Genomic DNA, 14,867 nt, shown 5'->3' on the forward strand with positions numbered 1-14,867 from the left:
GCGTCAAATGTGGGCCAGATATCGGGATATGACCGCGCATGGAGGCAGCCTGTCGGTTTTGTCGGGTTAACCGCTTATGCACACATGACATGTTCATCTTAAAGCCATATTGGAACAAACAATCGTGTTTCAAGTGATTTGCACACAAAGTCTGAAACGGCTTTGTCAAAGGAGAATGACATGAAGAGGCTGCAGGATAAGGTCGCAATCATCACCGGTGCCGGATCGGGTTTCGGTTCAGGCATGGCGCACCGATTTGCAGCCGAAGGCGCGAAAGTCGTGCTGGCTGACGTCAATGTGAAGCGCGTAGAAGACGAGCTGGCGCATATCGGCAAGAATGCCTTGTCCGTGCAGGCGGATGTGTCGCGCAAGGACGATGTGGAGCGCGTGGCGCGTGCGGCCTTCGAGGCCTTCGGGCGCATCGACATCATGGTCAACAATGCCGGTTTCACGCATCGCAACATGCCATTGACCGAGGTGGATGAGCACAATTTCGATCTCATCCATGCCGTCAACATGAAGGCGCTCTATTATTCGACGCAGATCGTCGTGCCGATCATGGAGCATCAGGGTGGCGGCGTCATCATCAACACTGCTTCGGCGACCGCGCTGCGCCCGCGCAAGGGGCTGGTCTGGTATAGCGCGTCCAAGGGCTGGATCATCAGCGCCACCAAGGCGATGGCGCTGGAACTGGCCAACAAGAATATTCGCGTCAATTGCATCTGCCCGGCGGAAAGCGACAGTGAAGCGCTGAAGCTGTTTTTGGAAGACGATACGCCGCAAGCGCGTGAAGCCTTGAAAGCAACCATCCCGCTCGATCGCTTTTCGACGCCGGAAGATGTTGCCGAAGCTGCCCTTTGGCTCGCATCCGACTCCGCCGCGATGGTCACGGGGACGGCGCTGAGTGTCGACGGCGGCTATTCTATCTGAGATTGCGGCTCTGGCCGCCTGCAAATGGCGTTGTTTTGCGCTTCCGGTGCTCATGTACCTTTAAGTACACTCCGCTCCGGTTCTCAAACTCCACCATTTTCGGCTGACCATAACCACAATCCATCTCATGCACCTGCTTCCGCGAGAAAATCATCATAGATGGCTTCCAGCCGCTTATGGCGTTCGGCGGCCATGCGCCGTCCGGTTTCCGTTCTGAAACCGGAGGCAAGCTTGAACAGCTTGGTGCGGAAATGGTCGAGCGCAAAAGTTTTATCGTCGAACGCGCGGTCTTCCGCGCGCGGGTCGCGCCAATCATAAAGGGCGCTTCCCATACGGCCTGCTATATAAAAACAGCGTGCTGCGCCGATCACGCCAATGGCGTCGAGCCTGTCGGCATCTTGCAAGGTCTGTGCCTCGATGGTCACAGGCTCGATATTGGCTGAAAAACTGTGCGCTTCAACCGCATGGGCGACGCGGTCAATGCGCTCATCGTCCCAGCCGAGGCTGCGCAGCAGTGCGGAGGCCTTGTCGGCTGCAAGGCGCGAAGCCTTGTGCCGGTCGGGGGAATTTTTCTCCACACTCACGCAATCGTGCAGAATTGCCGCTGTGCAAAGAATTTCGGCGTCGCCGCCTTCCACGCTTTGAATGGCTGAGGCATTTTTCCAGACGCGGGCGAGGTGGGACAGGTCGTGCGATCCGTCCTCACCATGTTCCAGCGCATGCGGCAGAAGTTCAGCTGCAAGCGCTTCGAAGGGCGCGAAGATATGGTCTGTCATTCAATGTCCCAGAATCATGGAATCGATGGAATGACAGCCAGTATCCCTTGGTTGCGTCAGTTCTGTGAAGCGCGGCGCAGCACGATCCAGTTATAAAACGCGCCAAACGCCATCATCAGGCAGGTGCCGAGAAAGACGGCGCGCATCCCGAAATGGCCGCCGACAAAGCCACCTGCCACCGGGCCTGCGACCTGTCCGACATATTGCGCCGAGACCGAATAGCCGAGTATGCCGCCAGCAACCCGGTCCGGCACATTGTGCCGGATGACGCTGGTGATGCAGGGCAGGAGGCCGCCCAGCGCCAGTCCCATCAGAAAGCGCAAGCCGATCAGTTGCCAGGCTTGTGTGACGAATGCCTGCGGGATCAGCAACAATGCGGAAATCGCCAGCGCACCGATGATGACATATCTGTGCCCGATGCGGTCGGCCAGTCGTCCGAGGCGCGATGAGGACAGGATGCTGCCCAAGGCTGCCGCCGCCATCACGACGCCGGAAATCAGCGTAACCTTGGTCTGGTCGTCCATCAGTTGTATGACATAGACAGTGATGATCGGTTCGATCGACATATTGGCGAACAGCAGCAGCATGCCCGTCACCAGCATGGCCAGAACAGGCTTTCTGTCGGGGATCGCAGCCCAGATGGATTCCGCCCTCTGTTCCTTGGTCGGTTTCGGCGGCTTGCGCTCTTCGCGGATCAGGAAAGTTGTGGCGAGGAAAGTCAGGAAGATCACACCGCCCGCCAGCCAGAAAGTGGCGCGGATGCCGATCAACGGCGGCAAAGCGCCGCCGAGCAGCGGCCCGGCCAGATTGCCCGCCATGATGCCCGCCGAAAGCGCACCCAGCGCCCAGCCGGTTTTGTCTTTCGGGGTCTGCGTCGCGACGAGGATCATTGAGCCGGAGGAATAACCGCCCGCAATGCCGACGAACAGGCGTAGCGCGACCAGCTGCCAGACGCTCGTTACCATGCCGATCAGCGACATGGCGATGGCCATGCCGAGACTGGCGCGGATCAGCATCAGCTTGCGACCATAGCGGTCGCCAAGCTTGCCCCAGAGCGGCGCGACGAAGGCGGCGGCGAGAAAGGTTGCGCCATAGGCGATGCCGGACCATTGCACGATGGCCGCATGGTCGGACACGCCAAGCTGCTCCACATAAAGCGGCAGGAAAGGAAGCAGAAGCGATATGGCCACAAGCGTGGTGAACGAACCGATGAGGCAAATGAGGAGGTTCTGTTTCCAGTAGCGCTCGTGGTTTTCCTCAGCCTGTTTCGGGCCAGCCAAAGGGCCAGTGGTGCCGTCTAACGCGGCGGCGTCCCTGGCGGCAGCTTGGGTCGTACTCATGTCATGTCCTGCGAATGAATGCGGATGCGGGAATGGGATTGTATTGTATTCCATTTTGGGATACCAAAGCGGAATACATGCATGCGCCTGTTGCTTCGTCTTGTCAACTCCCGTCAGGAACAAGCATTCACGGTGTGGTGAACGAGAGCATTTCCAGCAACAGTGCGTAGCGGTTTTGCGTGGGATAATGCGTGAAACAACTAGATAGAGCGGTTCCACCATTCCGTTTTAACCGGAACCGCTCCAGGAGACCGGTCGGCAATGTCACAGATGAGGCAAGTGGAAACGCAACTCCGCGACATGATCCTGGGGCTTGAGCTTGGGCCGGGCGAACGCCTGACCGAGCGCTGGGTGGAGACGCAGTTCGCCGCCTCGCGCACGCCGATCCGCGCCGCGCTGTTGCGGTTGGAAGCCGAAGGGCTGGTCTGTCGGGAAGGGCGCGGCTGGACGGTTTCGCCGATCAATCTTGCTGAAATCGATCAGATCGGCGTTTATCGTGAGGCGCTGGAAGTGGCGGCGATCCGGCTGACTGCGACGCTTGATGAGCGCAGCGGCGTCGAGCCGATTGGCGCGATGCTGGACAGTTGCGACGCCGAAACCTCGCGGGAGGAATGGCATCGGGTCGGCATGGATTTCCACATCGAACTGGCGCGACTGTCGGGTAATGAGTTTTTGAGCCGTGGCGTGCGTGATGCGATGCAGCGCCTGTCACGAGCGCGCTGGCTGGAAGTGCGCGACGAAGCGGCCCTTGCCCGCGCATGGCGTGAGCATCACGCGATCCTTGATGCGGTGCGCGAAGGCGACGCCGACGAGGCGGCGAAGCTGTTGAGCGCGCATCTGGGCGGCAGCCGCGACCGTCTCGTCAGCAGTTTGCACGAGGATCGTCGCGGCCTGAAGGCGCGGGGATTTGCCGTTATCAGCGCTTGAGTTAGCGCCAATCCGGCAGTCTGTGTCCGCCGCGCGGGAGGCGGGAGGTGCGCCCTTCCATGAGGCCAAGGTCGCGCAGCAGATAGTCGGGCGAGTGTTCGCTGACGACATAGGGCGCTGGCTTGCGCTGAAACAAGCGGGTGAAAAGACGATACCAGCCTGTGGTGGCTTTGCCGGCAGGGCCAGACGCAGCGCAAGCGCCTGCATGGGCTGGTGCATTGATCTCGATATTTTGCATGGTTCCGGCTTTGCTTTTGTGAACTGTGGGAGACAGCTCAGTTAAATTCTGCCTATAGATATGGCCGGAAAAGCTGTTGTTTTCCAATTGAACGTCGATTACCATACATAAGGAGGGCTTATGTATCATGGTGTCGTCGCTACCCCCTTTATCCGCCATTCGCGTCTTTGAATCCGCGTCCCGTCATGCAAGCTTTACCAAGGCTGCGGAAGAGCTTGGCATGACGCAGGCCGCCGTCAGCTATCAGATCAAGATGCTGGAGGAGCGGGTCGGCGCGCCCTTGTTTCTGCGCATGCCGCGACAAGTGAAACTGACCGAGCTTGGTGAGCGACTGGCGCCGTCCATTACAGAGGCTTTTGAAACGATGCGCACGGCTTTCGCCACGTTGCGGGAGGATGCGGAAGGCGTGCTCACGATCAGCTCGGTCGCCACTTTCGCCGCCAACTGGCTGGTTCAGCGCCTTGGTTCGTTCCAGATGGAGCACCCGCTTCTGGCGGTGCGGCTCGATACCAATGACCAGCTGATCGATTTCACCCAGAGCGAGGTCGATCTCGCCATCCGCACCGGCACCGGCCACTGGCCGGGGCTGGTCAGTCATGAGCTGATCAAGGCGCAGTTCACGCCCATGCTGAGCCCGAAACTTGCGGCAAGCATTGGCGGGGTGCGCGAGCCGGCTGATCTGTTGCGCCTGCCCGCCATCGATGCCAGCGATCCTTGGTGGCGGCTGTGGTTCGAAGCCGCTGGTGTTCCTGATCCGCAACTGCGGGGCAACACGCAGAACCGACTGGGCGCGCAGCATCTGGAAGGGCGGGCGGCCACGGCAGGCCTCGGTATGGGTATCCTCACCCCTGCCTTTCACACGGCGGAAGTTGCGGCGGGTCTGTTGATCCAGCCTTTCGACCTCCTCTGCGATGATGGCCGTTCCTATTGGTTGGTCTATCCCGAATCCCGCCGTAACGTGCCGAAAATCCGGGCTTTTCGGGCATGGATTATGGGAGAACTTGGAAAATAACGCCTATCGGCAAAAATTTTTTTGCCCACATGTCACATTCAGCGATGCTCGCTCGTCATGTCTTTCGAACCATCAAATCAAACCCGAAAGGAACGAGACCATGACTGCCACGCTGAACCCATTCAATGCTGCTCCTGCCCTGATGAAATCCTGGATGACCACCTCGCAAGCCGTTGCTGCCAGTCTGGAAGGGAGCCTGATCGAATTGGTCAAAATCCGCTCGTCGCAGATCAATGCCTGTGCAAACTGCATCAACATGCACACGATTGAAGCCCGCGCGCTGGGCGAAACCGAACAGCGCATTTATTTGCTCTCGGCCTGGCAGGAAGCGCCATGCTATTCTGAGCGGGAACGGGCGGCTCTTGGCTGGGTGGATGCGCTGACGCGTCTCTCGCAGGGGCATGATCTTGTCGAAGCGCGCAAGGCCCTGCAGGCGCAGTTTACGGAGGAGGAACAGGTGAATCTCACGCTGATGATCAATATTATCAACGGCTGGAACCGCATGGCCGTTGGCTTCGGCCTCTGGTTTGAACCAGCGGCGGCAAAGGCTCCGGCCCAAAAGACTGCTGAGGCGGTCGCCTGATGGCAGGGGGGGCGGCGCATGACGATGCAGCGGAGATTTTCGATCCGCTGCGTTCGAAACTGATCCGTGTCGCCTATCGCATGCTCGGCTCCGTCGCCGATGCGGAAGATATGGTGCAGGAGGCGTTCATCCGCTGGATGAACGCCGACCGCAGCGCGGTGCGCGAGCCGGAAGCCTTCCTGCGGCGCACGGTGACGCGGCTTTGTCTCGACCGGCTTAAATCCGGCCAGCGGCAGCGCGAAACTTATTTCGGCCCGTGGATTCCAGATCCGGTGGTCGAGGAGGAAGAGGAAGACGACGATGTGACCCTGCCGTTGATGCTGGCGCTGGAGCGTCTTTCACCGCTGGAACGCGCGGCCTTTCTGCTGCACGATGTCTTCGGTCTCGACTTCGACGAAATAGCGAAAACAATTCAGCGCGATGCGGCGGCCTGCCGACAACTCGCGACCCGCGCGCGCAAGCATGTTCGCGAAGAACGACCGCGTTTTCAGGTCGATAGAGAGCGCGGGATTGAGCTGGCGCAGGCTTTCTTCACGGCATCGCGTAGCGGCGACATGAATGCGCTGGGCACCATGTTGGCCGCCGACGTGCATATGCATGCGGATGGCGGCGGAAAACGCCCGGCCTTCCCGAAGCCGATTTTCGGCTTTACCGATGTTATGGAAATTCACGAGAAGCTTGCCGGCTATTTCAGGGCCAATGGTTCAACGCTGGTGCGCACCACCTTCATCAATGGTCTGCCGGGCTTCATCTCGCTGGAATCGGATGGTCAGATCCAGACCACGGCGCTCGATATCGAAGACGGAAAGATTGCGGCGATCTATGTCGTCCGCAATCCCGACAAGTTGCAGCACCTGCACTGACCTGTGCTGCCGCTATCCGATCAGGTAGCGGCAGAGACCGGCAGCACCGATGCCGATGATCACGGTCGGCAGCATGGAAAAGCGCGTGGCGGCGAAAATGGTGATCGCCAGAGCCAGAAGATCGGCGGGCTTGTCGGAGACGAAATCCGGTGCGATCACCGATATCAGCACACAACCGGGCGCGGCTTCCATAACGGCGGTCGCGCGTTTGCTGAGTGTGCGATTGCGCAGCAGTACATATCCGCCGATGCGGGTCAGATAAGTGACGCTGGCCATCAAAACGATGGTGAGAACGGCTAACGGATCGATCATTCTTCACCTGCCAGAAGATAGGCGGCAACGAGGCCGGAGAGTGCACCGGCGGCGACATACCAAGCGCCGGGAATGGTGAGATAGGTAACGGCGGCGACAACAAGGCTGACCAGCCACGGGCGCGCTGCGGCAAAGCCCTTCCACATGCCTGCCAGCAGCACCAGAAACACCGCCGGAAACGCCATGTCGAAACCATAGGGCCGCAAGTCGCCCATCATCGGGCCAAAGGCCGCGCCCAGCGTGGTGAAAAGCACCCATGCAATGTAGAACGGGATGGCGACACCGGCATAGAATTTGAGGCTCAGCGCCGGATTGACGCCCTTCGCCTGACGGCGCTTCGCATCGGCGAGGCCGAGCGCCCAGCTTTCATCGCACATCAGAAACAGGCTGGCGAAAGCCTTGCGCTTTGGCAGATGGCGGATGAAAGGCGCAAGGGCGGCACCCATCAAAAGATGGCGGCTGTTGACCAGAAGCGTGATCGCGGCAATGAGCAAAACATGCGGCGGCGAGGTCCAGAGCTGGATCGCGGCAAATTCAGAGCCGCCCGCGAAATTCAGGCCCGTCATCAACGGCACTTCGAGGACGCTTAGGCCCTTTTGTGCAGCCTGCGCGCCCAGCACCAGAGCATAGGGAATAATGCCTAGCAAAACCGGTAGTCCGGCGGTGGCACCCCGACGGAATTCCGACGCCGGTTTACTTTGCTGTGGCACATAGGCCTGTGAAATATCCATAAAACCGCCGTTGGCTGGCCTCGCGGCTGCCCCTTGTCTATTACCCCAGCATCTTTGCTTGAGAGCGAACGGCAATATAGCCAATGTCTTGAGCAATCGGGTTGCAAAGATTGGCCGATTGCAGCAATATTTGGCAGTGAATGCCAACAATATCGGCATAAATGGAATTCGTGGCCAATGAAGCGCGGGGCGATATAGAAGCTATCCGATAAAGTGGCGGCAAAGACCGGCAGTGCCGATGCCGATCAGCACGGTCGGCAGCATGGAAAAGCGCGTGGCGGCGAGAACGGTAATCGCCAGCGCCAGAAGATCGGCGGGCCTGTCGGAGACGAAATCCGGTGCGATGACTGAAATCAGTACGCAGCCGGGCGCGGCCTCCATCACCGCCATCGACCGTTTGCTGAGTGTGCGATTGCGCAGCAGTACATAGCCGCCGATGCGGGTCAGATAGGTGACGCTGGCCATCGCGATGATGGTGAGCAGGACTAAGGGGTCAATCATTCTGCATCTGCCAGAAGATAGGCTGCAACGAGGCCGGAAACTGCGCCAGCGGCGACATACCATGCGCCTGGAATGGTGAGGTAGGTGACTGCGGCGACGGCGAGGCTGACGAACCACGGACGCGCTGCGTTAAGGCCTTTCCACATGCCTGCGAGCAGCACCAGAAAGACCGCCGGAAACGCCATGTCGAAGCCATAGGGGCGGAGATCCCCCACCATCGGTCCGAGGACAGCGCCCAACGTGGCGGCGGACAGCCATGCCACGTAGAATGGGATGGCAACGCCCATATAAAATTTCAGGCTCAGCGCCGGGTTGACGTCCTTAGACTGGCGGTGCTTCGCATCGGCTAGACCAAGCGCCCAGCTTTCATCGCACATCAGGAACAGGCTGATGAAGGCCGTGCGCTTCGGCAAATGGCTGATGAAGGGCGCAAGGGCGGCACCCATCAGCAGATGGCGGCTGTTGACCAGAAAGGTAATCGCCGCGATGAGCAGGACATGCGGTGGCGACGTCCAGAGCCGGATTGCCGAAAACTCCGAACCGCCCGCGAAGTTCATGCCGGCCATCAACATGACGGACAACAGGCTGAGGCCTTTGTGTACAGCCTGCGCGCCCATAACCATGGCATAGGGAAAAGCACCCAGCAGAACCGGAAGCACGGCAATGGCTCCGCGGCGGAATTCTGACCTTCTAATTTGATGGCTGCTAAATGTGCTTTCTTGAGATGCATAGAACGGTGGAATATCCATAAAAATCCCGTTGGCTGGCCTCGCGGCTGCCCCTTATCCGCGTGGTTCCCAGTCCAGACACAGCTGCTGGAACCACTTGATCTCTTTCTGGCTTTGCGCGGCAAACTGGCCGCTTCATAACCTTTGCCGGAAATTCGCGCATGCGGTGCGCTGGTCTGGAAGTATTCGCTAATGTAATCAGTATCTTGAGCAATTGCCTTGTGGGAGCTAGTGTATGGCATTAATATTTGGCAGAAAATGCCAATAGTTTGGGTGTAAATGAAATCGGTGGCCAATGAAGCTGGACGAGATCGACAAGCGGATATTGCGTGTGCTGCAACGCGACGGGCGCATCGCCAATAATGATCTGGCGCGCGAGGTCGGGCTGTCGCCGTCGCCGTGTCTGCGGCGGGTCAAGCTTCTGGAAGAGGCGGGCGTGATCGACGCTATGTTGCGGTGCTTAATCCGGCCAAGATCGGCAAGGGGCTGACCTTCTTCACCCGCATCCGGCTGGACAGGCAGGATGAGGAAACGCTTCAGGAGTTTGCACGCGAAATATTGAAGCTGCCGCAAGTGCTGGAATGTTATTTCATGCTGGGCGATTACGACGCGATGATCCGCGTGGTCGCGGCGGATATCGAGGAATATCGGCGTTTCCAGTCGGAATATCTAAGCCGCATCAAAGGCGTGCAGAACCTGAAGACCGACGTTCCGAGCCAGACGGTCAAGCAGACTTCGGCGATGCCGCTTTAGGCGTTCCGGGAAGCGCGAGCAGGCTCACAAGCGCTATGGCCGAAAGGATCGCTCCGGCGAGGAAGGTCGAGGACGAGCCATAGGCTTCCCATAGCCAGCCAGCGCCGACATTGCCCGCCAGCATGACAAAGCCGGTGATCACATTGAAGATGCCGAAGGCGGTGCCTTTGAGATGCGGGGGTGCGGTATCGGCGATAAGCGTCGCCAGAATGCCTTGTGAAAAGCCCATATGCAGGCCCCACAGGACAATACCCGCCAGAAACGGATAGATCGTCGTTGAATGAGCGATCACCAGATCGGCGGCAACGAGAAAGCCGAGGCTTGCGGCGAGCAGGCCCTTGCGGCCCATCCGGTCCGACAGGCTGCCGACGGGATAGGCGGTCAGCCCATAGACGGCATGCATGACGACCATGGTGATTGGCACCCAAGCGGCGGTAAAACCGGCTTCCTGCGCCTTGAGCAGCAGAAATGCTTCGCTGAACCGGGCAAGCGTCAGGACCGACGCGACGGCGATGACGATCCAGACGGCGGTGTTCAGTTTTCCCGTATCGGCAAAACGGGGCAAGCCTTTAGAGCGGGCAGGGGGTGTTTCCGGCTCGCGAATACCGACGATCAAAAGCGCAACCGCAAGGAAGGCCGGGATAACGGCAATCCAGAAGATCGCGACAATATTGCCGCCTGTCGCCACCATCAGGCCGATAGCGACAAGCGGACCGACAAAGCCGCCAACCGTATCGAGTGACTTGCGCAGGCCAAAGGCCGCGCCGCGAATTTCCGGCGGCGTCACATCGGCAATCAGGGCGTCGCGTGGTGTGCCACGTATGCCCTTGCCAACGCGGTCGATGGCTTTGGCGGTGACGATGCCGCCAGCCGTGGTGGCAAGCGGAAAGATCAGCTTGGAGAGGGCGGCGAGACCATAGCCTGCCACCGCGAGCGGCTTTCTGCGGCCAGTCCAGTCGGATATCACGCCGGAAAAGAGCTTGGTCACCGTGGCGATGGCAACCGACAGGCCTTCGATAAAGCCGATCGTCATCGCGGATGCGCCCAATCCCGCCACCAGATAAAGCGGCAGCAGCGTCTGCACCATTTCGGATGAGATATCCATCAACAGGCTGACAACGCCCAGAACCCACACGGTTGAGGGGATTGCGTGCGTCTTGTCGGTGGAGGCTGAACCTGTCGCCATGCAGAAAATCCGAATCTGTCGAAGGATTATGTGTCTGATAGCACGGGTTGATGAAATATGAGCGCTGTGCTCACATTATTTGAGATAGGCGCGAACCACGTCCACAAGTTCGCCAGCGCCTTCGTCGCGCTCCTTCTGCGGCAGATCACCATCGGCGACATGCATGAGAATATGATCCTCGATCACCTCGGCCATCAGCCCGTTCACCGCGCCGCGCACACCGGCAATCACCTGCATGACTTCAGAGCAGCCCTTTTCCTCCTCAAGCATCCGCTCCACACCTTCAAGCTGCCCGCGAATGCGGCGCACGCGGTTGATAAGCTTCTGCTTTTCGCGGAGGGTATGGGTCATGGGGACTCCTGATTTTGCGATATGTCAGGCGGGGCGGACTTCCACCTCCACCGTCACATGCGACAAATCGTGGATCGCTGCAAGCTTCTTGCGGTAATAGGACGGCGCCTTTGGCGTGGCCGTGACAATCGACACGATGGCACCGTGATGGCCCGGCCCAAGCTGCCAGACATGCAGATCGGCGATTTCGCCGCCTTCCTTCTCAATGATTTCAGTGATCTCTTCGGGGAGGTCCTCGCCTTCAGGGATGTAATCGAGAAGCGTCGCGCCCGCATCGCGAATGAGGCCCCAGGACCAGCGCGCAATCACCAAGGCACCGGCAATGCCAATGGCCGGATCGAGCCAGAGCCAGCCGTAAAGACTGCCGAGAAGAAGGGCGGCAATCGCCAGCACCGAAGTCAATGCATCGGCGAGCACATGGATATAGGCAGCGCGCAGGTTCTGGTCGTGACCGCTTTCGTGGTGATGGGCGTGATCATGTCCGTGGTGGTGATGCGCGTGATCGTCTTTCAACAGCCAGGCGCAGACGAGATTGACCGCGAGGCCGAGGCAGGCAATCAGAATGGCTTCATGGAAGTTGATGGCGACCGGGGCGCTGAAACGCTGGAAACTTTCCCAGCCGATCAGCAACGCAATCAGTGCTAGAACTATGGCGCTGGCAAAGCCCGCCAGATCGCCGAGCTTGCCGGTGCCGAAGGTAAAGCGCGGATTGTGGGCCTGCTTGCGGGCATAGAGATAGGCGAGTGCTGCGATGAGCATCGCTGCTGCATGGGTGGACATGTGCCAGCCATCGGCAACCAGCGCCATGGAACCATAAAGGTTCCCGGCAACGATCTCGATCACCATCATTGCGGCGGTAATGGCGATGACGATCCACGTGCGCCGCTCGTTGCGCCGGTGGTTGTCACCCAGAAACACATGGTCGTGCCGCGCTTCCAGCTGACGTTCATACGGATGATGCGTGCCCATATCGCGGCCTCCTATAAAATAGGGGGGTATACTATTTTTGACGTTTCGACAAGAAGTGGAATCGGATGTTTCAGATGATGGGAATTAATCTCGATCAGTTCGCACTGCTTTAACGCGTGTGGGAAAATGCCAAAAACCTGCACCTTTGGAGGTAGGTTTTACGCCTGTTTATGGTGGGTTTCGTCCGTTTTGCCGGAATATTCAGCGGGGCATGATCGGCTAAGATCAGAAACGTAGTCTTGGGGCAAAGCGTTCGAAACGACGAATTTCCACGTAATGGCGAGCGGCGTTTCGGGTTTTCAATCTGCGCATCGTGCTTTGCAAAACTCCGCACTGGTTTTCGGGCCGATGTTCAACTGCATTTCCGGCAAAAGCGCGCGGCGCTTGATGCTGGCGATGCGTCGAAACAGACAGACGGAGCGGAGGGACTTATGTCGACAGAACAACAAAACAGGCATTCACCACGCAATCGTGCGCGACGCCATTTTTTAGGAGTGGCGGGCGCTGCTGCCGCAAAGGCCGCCGCGCTTGGCGCTTTGGCGTCGTCTTTCACAACGCCAGCCCGCGCCTTGGGGACGAAATGGTGGGAGGATGGCGGCGGTGACGGTGGCAGTGGCACCAATTGCCTTTTGAAAGGCACGCTGGTTGAAACAATGAGCGGACCCGTTGCCGTGGAAAACCTGGCCGTTGGCGATCTTGTCGTGACCGCCAATTGCAAGGTGGTGCCGGTGAAATGGGTCGGCTGGCAGCGCTATAGGAAGGGCGGTGTGGAATGGGGCGAGGACGTGATGCCGATCCGTATTGCACGTCACGCGCTCGACCGCATGACGCCGCGACGCGATCTTTATCTGTCGCCCAACCATGCGCTTTTCATCGACGGCGTTTTGATCCGCGCCAAGGATCTCGTCAACGGGCGTTCCATCACGCGTGTCCCGATGGAGCAAGCAATCGACTACTACAATATTCTGCTCGACAGCCATGAAGCGATATTCGCCGAAGGGGCTGCGGTGGAGACCTATCTGCTGCTGGGCGACAGCTATAAAAGCTTCATGAACTTCGCCGAATATCAGGAGCTTTATACCGACGAGCCGAACATCGTGATGCAGCCCTTCGCGCCGATCATGGGCTATGAGGGCGGACGCGAGCATATGCGCGCTTTGTTGTGCCTGAGCGGTGTTCTGCCGATGCGTGACGTGGTGGAGGAAACCTATCAGCGTCTGGCTTTGAGGGCCGGGGAGCAAATAGTGTAAGGGGAGCGGTCTGCAAAAATGCAGGTCGAAGAAAGGCGAGGCGCCAAATGGCGCCTCGCCTTCATTTCATATCCGATCCATCAGCGCATACCATGACAGCGCAAGGAAGAGCAGCGGCGCGCGGAATGTGCGCCCGCCGGGGAAGGCGGGAATGCGCAGTTCTTCGAACAGTCTCAGTTTGTCGCGCTTGCCGGAAATGGTGTCGGCATAAAGCTTGCCCATGAAATTCGCCAGCATCACCCCATGGCCGGAATAACCGCCTGCCGAAATGACGCCGGGCATCACTTCGCGGACAAAAGGCTGGCGCGGCATGGTTATGCCGACCGAGCCGCCCCAGGCATGGGTGATCTCGACATTGCCGAGTGCGGGATAGATTTCAGCGATCTGGCGGCGGATATGCGTGCTGATCTCACGCGGATTATCCGCCGTATAGGCTTCGCGACCGCCGAACAACAGTCGCCCATCTTTCGAGCGGCGGAAATAGCGGACCACAAAGCGGGAATCGTCGACGGACTCGCCGCCCGGTATCACCGGGCTGTCGTCGCCCAGCGGCACCGTCGCGCCGATGAAGGAGCGGATCGGCATGACATGCGATGCGCTGGTCGGTTCCAGCGTTCCACCATAAGCATTGACCGCGATGAAGGCATGTTTCGCAACAATTGTGCCCTTTGTGGTCGCGACTTCCACACGCCCGCTGGACGTGCTTATCCCCGTTGCCCTGGTGTTTTCATAAAGCTGCGCACCCGCCGCTTTCGCCGCCTTGGCCGTGCCGATGAGCAACTTCAGCGGATGGATGTGGCCGGTGCCCGCATCATAAACGCCCCCGTGATAGCGGCTCGACCCTAACAGAGAGGCGGTTTCATCGCGGGTGACAAAACGCAAATGCGGATAGTGGAAGCGGCTCTGCATCAGTTCCGCATGGCGCTCATATTGCTTGAGATAGCGCGGCTTGTGCACGACGGAGATCTGTCCGGGGACATAGTCCATGTCGATCTGATGTTCGCTCGCAAAGGCGAGCAGATAGGCTTTCGCTTCTTCGGCCACATCGAACAGGGCCTTGGCGCGCTCGAAGCCATATTCGGCTTCAAGGTCTTCTGCCCATGTGCGCTGACCGGTGCCGAACTGGCCGCCATTGCGCCCCGACGCGCCATCGCCGAAGCGTTCGGCCTCGATCAGAACCACATCTGCGCCCTGTTTCGCCAGATGATAAGCAGCCGAAAGCCCCGTATAGCCGCCGCCGATGATAACAACATCGGCCTGCCGCGAACCGTCAAGTTCCGGATATTCTGGCCGCTCGGGCACGCTCGCTTCGTACCACGAAAGGCCGGGGGAGATTGGGGACTGGTGGGGCATCGGCGATTCCGCGCTTTAAGGAAGTAGGGGAATAGGGGAGTAAGGGAATAAGGGAATAAGGGAG

At 59.1% G+C, this 14,867-nt stretch carries 17 protein-coding genes and 1 pseudogene; 7 read left to right on the forward strand and 11 right to left on the reverse strand.

What is annotated here, in order from left to right; translation table 11 throughout:
* The first annotated feature begins 180 nt into the window (after positions 1 to 180).
* Positions 181 to 930 (forward strand): SDR family oxidoreductase, encoded by a 750-nt coding sequence (locus HWD97_RS18915; RefSeq protein ID WP_109367023.1) that lies wholly within the window; start codon positions 181 to 183, stop codon positions 928 to 930.
* A gap of 125 nt (positions 931 to 1,055) precedes the next feature.
* Here HWD97_RS18915 and HWD97_RS18920 read toward each other — a convergent pair whose 3' ends face one another.
* Both HWD97_RS18920 and HWD97_RS18925 read right to left on the reverse strand, forming a co-directional pair.
* A complete protein-coding gene (locus tag HWD97_RS18920; RefSeq protein WP_109367024.1) occupies positions 1,056 to 1,706 on the reverse strand; it encodes an HD domain-containing protein in 651 nt (216 codons plus the stop codon).
* Between the two features lie 56 nt (positions 1,707 to 1,762).
* A complete protein-coding gene (locus HWD97_RS18925; RefSeq protein WP_371835449.1) occupies positions 1,763 to 3,046 on the reverse strand; it encodes a multidrug efflux MFS transporter in 1,284 nt (427 codons plus the stop codon).
* A 261-nt stretch (positions 3,047 to 3,307) separates the two neighbouring features.
* Between HWD97_RS18925 and HWD97_RS18930 the strand changes: the two genes are divergently transcribed.
* A complete protein-coding gene (locus HWD97_RS18930; RefSeq protein WP_109367025.1) occupies positions 3,308 to 3,973 on the forward strand; it encodes a GntR family transcriptional regulator in 666 nt (221 codons plus the stop codon).
* A 1-nt stretch (position 3,974) separates the two neighbouring features.
* On the opposite strand, the gene HWD97_RS18935 is transcribed toward HWD97_RS18930, so the two are convergent.
* Entirely contained in the window at positions 3,975 to 4,211 is a 237-nt protein-coding gene (locus HWD97_RS18935) for a hypothetical protein (RefSeq protein ID WP_109367026.1), read from the reverse strand.
* Positions 4,212 to 4,338: 127 nt separating this feature from the next.
* On the opposite strand from HWD97_RS18935, the gene HWD97_RS18940 reads away from it, so the two are divergent.
* From HWD97_RS18940 to HWD97_RS18950, 3 genes are all read left to right on the forward strand, one after another.
* Positions 4,339 to 5,223 (forward strand): LysR substrate-binding domain-containing protein, encoded by an 885-nt coding sequence (locus HWD97_RS18940; RefSeq protein WP_109367027.1) that lies wholly within the window; start codon positions 4,339 to 4,341, stop codon positions 5,221 to 5,223.
* Positions 5,224 to 5,323: 100 nt separating this feature from the next.
* Positions 5,324 to 5,806 carry a carboxymuconolactone decarboxylase family protein gene (locus tag HWD97_RS18945; protein ID WP_109367028.1) on the forward strand — a complete coding sequence of 161 codons (483 nt, stop codon included), beginning with the start codon at positions 5,324 to 5,326 and terminating at the stop codon, positions 5,804 to 5,806.
* Positions 5,806 to 6,669 (forward strand): sigma-70 family RNA polymerase sigma factor, encoded by an 864-nt coding sequence (locus HWD97_RS18950; RefSeq protein ID WP_109367029.1) that lies wholly within the window; start codon positions 5,806 to 5,808, stop codon positions 6,667 to 6,669. The genes HWD97_RS18945 and HWD97_RS18950 overlap by 1 nt, the downstream gene beginning before the upstream one ends.
* Positions 6,670 to 6,681: 12 nt before the next feature.
* Here the strand turns inward: HWD97_RS18950 and HWD97_RS18955 are convergent, their stop codons facing one another.
* The 4 genes from HWD97_RS18955 to HWD97_RS18970 all read right to left on the reverse strand — a co-directional run bounded on the left by HWD97_RS18955 (position 6,682) and on the right by HWD97_RS18970 (position 8,962).
* Positions 6,682 to 6,981, reverse strand: a complete 300-nt coding sequence (locus tag HWD97_RS18955) for an AzlD family protein (RefSeq protein ID WP_109367030.1) — start codon at positions 6,979 to 6,981, stop codon at positions 6,682 to 6,684.
* A complete protein-coding gene (locus tag HWD97_RS18960) occupies positions 6,978 to 7,712 on the reverse strand; it encodes an AzlC family ABC transporter permease (protein WP_109367031.1) in 735 nt (244 codons plus the stop codon). The genes HWD97_RS18955 and HWD97_RS18960 overlap by 4 nt, the downstream gene beginning before the upstream one ends.
* Before the next feature lie 201 nt (positions 7,713 to 7,913).
* The gene (locus HWD97_RS18965; RefSeq protein WP_109367032.1) at positions 7,914 to 8,213 is read right to left on the reverse strand and encodes an AzlD family protein; all 300 of its coding nucleotides are present in this window, start codon (positions 8,211 to 8,213) and stop codon (positions 7,914 to 7,916) included.
* Complete coding sequence (locus HWD97_RS18970) at positions 8,210 to 8,962, reverse strand: AzlC family ABC transporter permease (RefSeq protein WP_109367033.1); 753 nt, start codon at positions 8,960 to 8,962, stop codon at positions 8,210 to 8,212. Before HWD97_RS18970 ends, HWD97_RS18965 begins: the two co-directional genes overlap by 4 nt.
* 274 nt (positions 8,963 to 9,236) lie before the next feature.
* Between HWD97_RS18970 and HWD97_RS18975 the strand changes: the two are divergent.
* A pseudogene (locus HWD97_RS18975) lies at positions 9,237 to 9,694 on the forward strand (Lrp/AsnC family transcriptional regulator).
* Here the strand turns inward: HWD97_RS18975 and HWD97_RS18980 are convergent.
* From HWD97_RS18980 to dmeF, 3 genes are all read right to left on the reverse strand, one after another.
* On the reverse strand, positions 9,666 to 10,880 hold the full coding sequence (locus HWD97_RS18980; protein WP_121539084.1) for an MFS transporter: 1,215 nt from the start codon (positions 10,878 to 10,880) through the stop codon (positions 9,666 to 9,668). The pseudogene HWD97_RS18975 and the gene HWD97_RS18980 overlap by 29 nt on opposite strands.
* Positions 10,881 to 10,955: 75 nt before the next feature.
* The gene (locus tag HWD97_RS18985) at positions 10,956 to 11,231 is read right to left on the reverse strand and encodes a metal/formaldehyde-sensitive transcriptional repressor (RefSeq protein ID WP_109367036.1); all 276 of its coding nucleotides are present in this window, start codon (positions 11,229 to 11,231) and stop codon (positions 10,956 to 10,958) included.
* Between the two features lie 24 nt (positions 11,232 to 11,255).
* Complete coding sequence (gene dmeF, locus HWD97_RS18990) at positions 11,256 to 12,200, reverse strand: CDF family Co(II)/Ni(II) efflux transporter DmeF (RefSeq protein ID WP_121539086.1); 945 nt, start codon at positions 12,198 to 12,200, stop codon at positions 11,256 to 11,258.
* A gap of 431 nt (positions 12,201 to 12,631) precedes the next feature.
* On the opposite strand from dmeF, the gene HWD97_RS18995 reads away from it, so the two are divergent.
* On the forward strand, positions 12,632 to 13,450 hold the full coding sequence (locus HWD97_RS18995) for a Hint domain-containing protein (RefSeq protein ID WP_121539087.1): 819 nt from the start codon (positions 12,632 to 12,634) through the stop codon (positions 13,448 to 13,450).
* Between the two features lie 66 nt (positions 13,451 to 13,516).
* Here the strand turns inward: HWD97_RS18995 and HWD97_RS19000 are convergent, their stop codons facing one another.
* Positions 13,517 to 14,803 (reverse strand): FAD-binding oxidoreductase, encoded by a 1,287-nt coding sequence (locus HWD97_RS19000; RefSeq protein ID WP_121539088.1) that lies wholly within the window; start codon positions 14,801 to 14,803, stop codon positions 13,517 to 13,519.
* Between the last annotated feature and the right edge of the window lie 64 nt (positions 14,804 to 14,867).

The organism is Ochrobactrum sp. C6C9 (assembly GCF_022627935.1).
GTDB lineage: Bacteria > Pseudomonadota > Alphaproteobacteria > Rhizobiales > Rhizobiaceae > Brucella > Brucella teleogrylli.

Coding starts and splice junctions, on each gene's coding strand:
- HWD97_RS18960 (WP_109367031.1), bottom strand. CDS start 7,712: ATGGATATTTCACAGGCCTATGTGCCACAGCAAAGTAAACCGGCGTCG.
- HWD97_RS18930 (WP_109367025.1), top strand. CDS start 3,308: ATGTCACAGATGAGGCAAGTGGAAACGCAACTCCGCGACATGATCCTG.
- HWD97_RS18935 (WP_109367026.1), bottom strand. CDS start 4,211: ATGCAAAATATCGAGATCAATGCACCAGCCCATGCAGGCGCTTGCGCT.
- HWD97_RS18945 (WP_109367028.1), top strand. CDS start 5,324: ATGACTGCCACGCTGAACCCATTCAATGCTGCTCCTGCCCTGATGAAA.
- HWD97_RS18965 (WP_109367032.1), bottom strand. CDS start 8,213: ATGATTGACCCCTTAGTCCTGCTCACCATCATCGCGATGGCCAGCGTC.
- HWD97_RS18980 (WP_121539084.1), bottom strand. CDS start 10,880: ATGGCGACAGGTTCAGCCTCCACCGACAAGACGCACGCAATCCCCTCA.
- HWD97_RS18925 (WP_371835449.1), bottom strand. CDS start 3,046: ATGAGTACGACCCAAGCTGCCGCCAGGGACGCCGCCGCGTTAGACGGC.
- HWD97_RS18985 (WP_109367036.1), bottom strand. CDS start 11,231: ATGACCCATACCCTCCGCGAAAAGCAGAAGCTTATCAACCGCGTGCGC.
- HWD97_RS18950 (WP_109367029.1), top strand. CDS start 5,806: ATGGCAGGGGGGGCGGCGCATGACGATGCAGCGGAGATTTTCGATCCG.
- HWD97_RS18915 (WP_109367023.1), top strand. CDS start 181: ATGAAGAGGCTGCAGGATAAGGTCGCAATCATCACCGGTGCCGGATCG.
- dmeF (WP_121539086.1), bottom strand. CDS start 12,200: ATGGGCACGCATCATCCGTATGAACGTCAGCTGGAAGCGCGGCACGAC.
- HWD97_RS18955 (WP_109367030.1), bottom strand. CDS start 6,981: ATGATCGATCCGTTAGCCGTTCTCACCATCGTTTTGATGGCCAGCGTC.
- HWD97_RS18995 (WP_121539087.1), top strand. CDS start 12,632: ATGTCGACAGAACAACAAAACAGGCATTCACCACGCAATCGTGCGCGA.
- HWD97_RS19000 (WP_121539088.1), bottom strand. CDS start 14,803: ATGCCCCACCAGTCCCCAATCTCCCCCGGCCTTTCGTGGTACGAAGCG.
- HWD97_RS18920 (WP_109367024.1), bottom strand. CDS start 1,706: ATGACAGACCATATCTTCGCGCCCTTCGAAGCGCTTGCAGCTGAACTT.
- HWD97_RS18940 (WP_109367027.1), top strand. CDS start 4,339: ATGGTGTCGTCGCTACCCCCTTTATCCGCCATTCGCGTCTTTGAATCC.
- HWD97_RS18970 (WP_109367033.1), bottom strand. CDS start 8,962: ATGGATATTCCACCGTTCTATGCATCTCAAGAAAGCACATTTAGCAGC.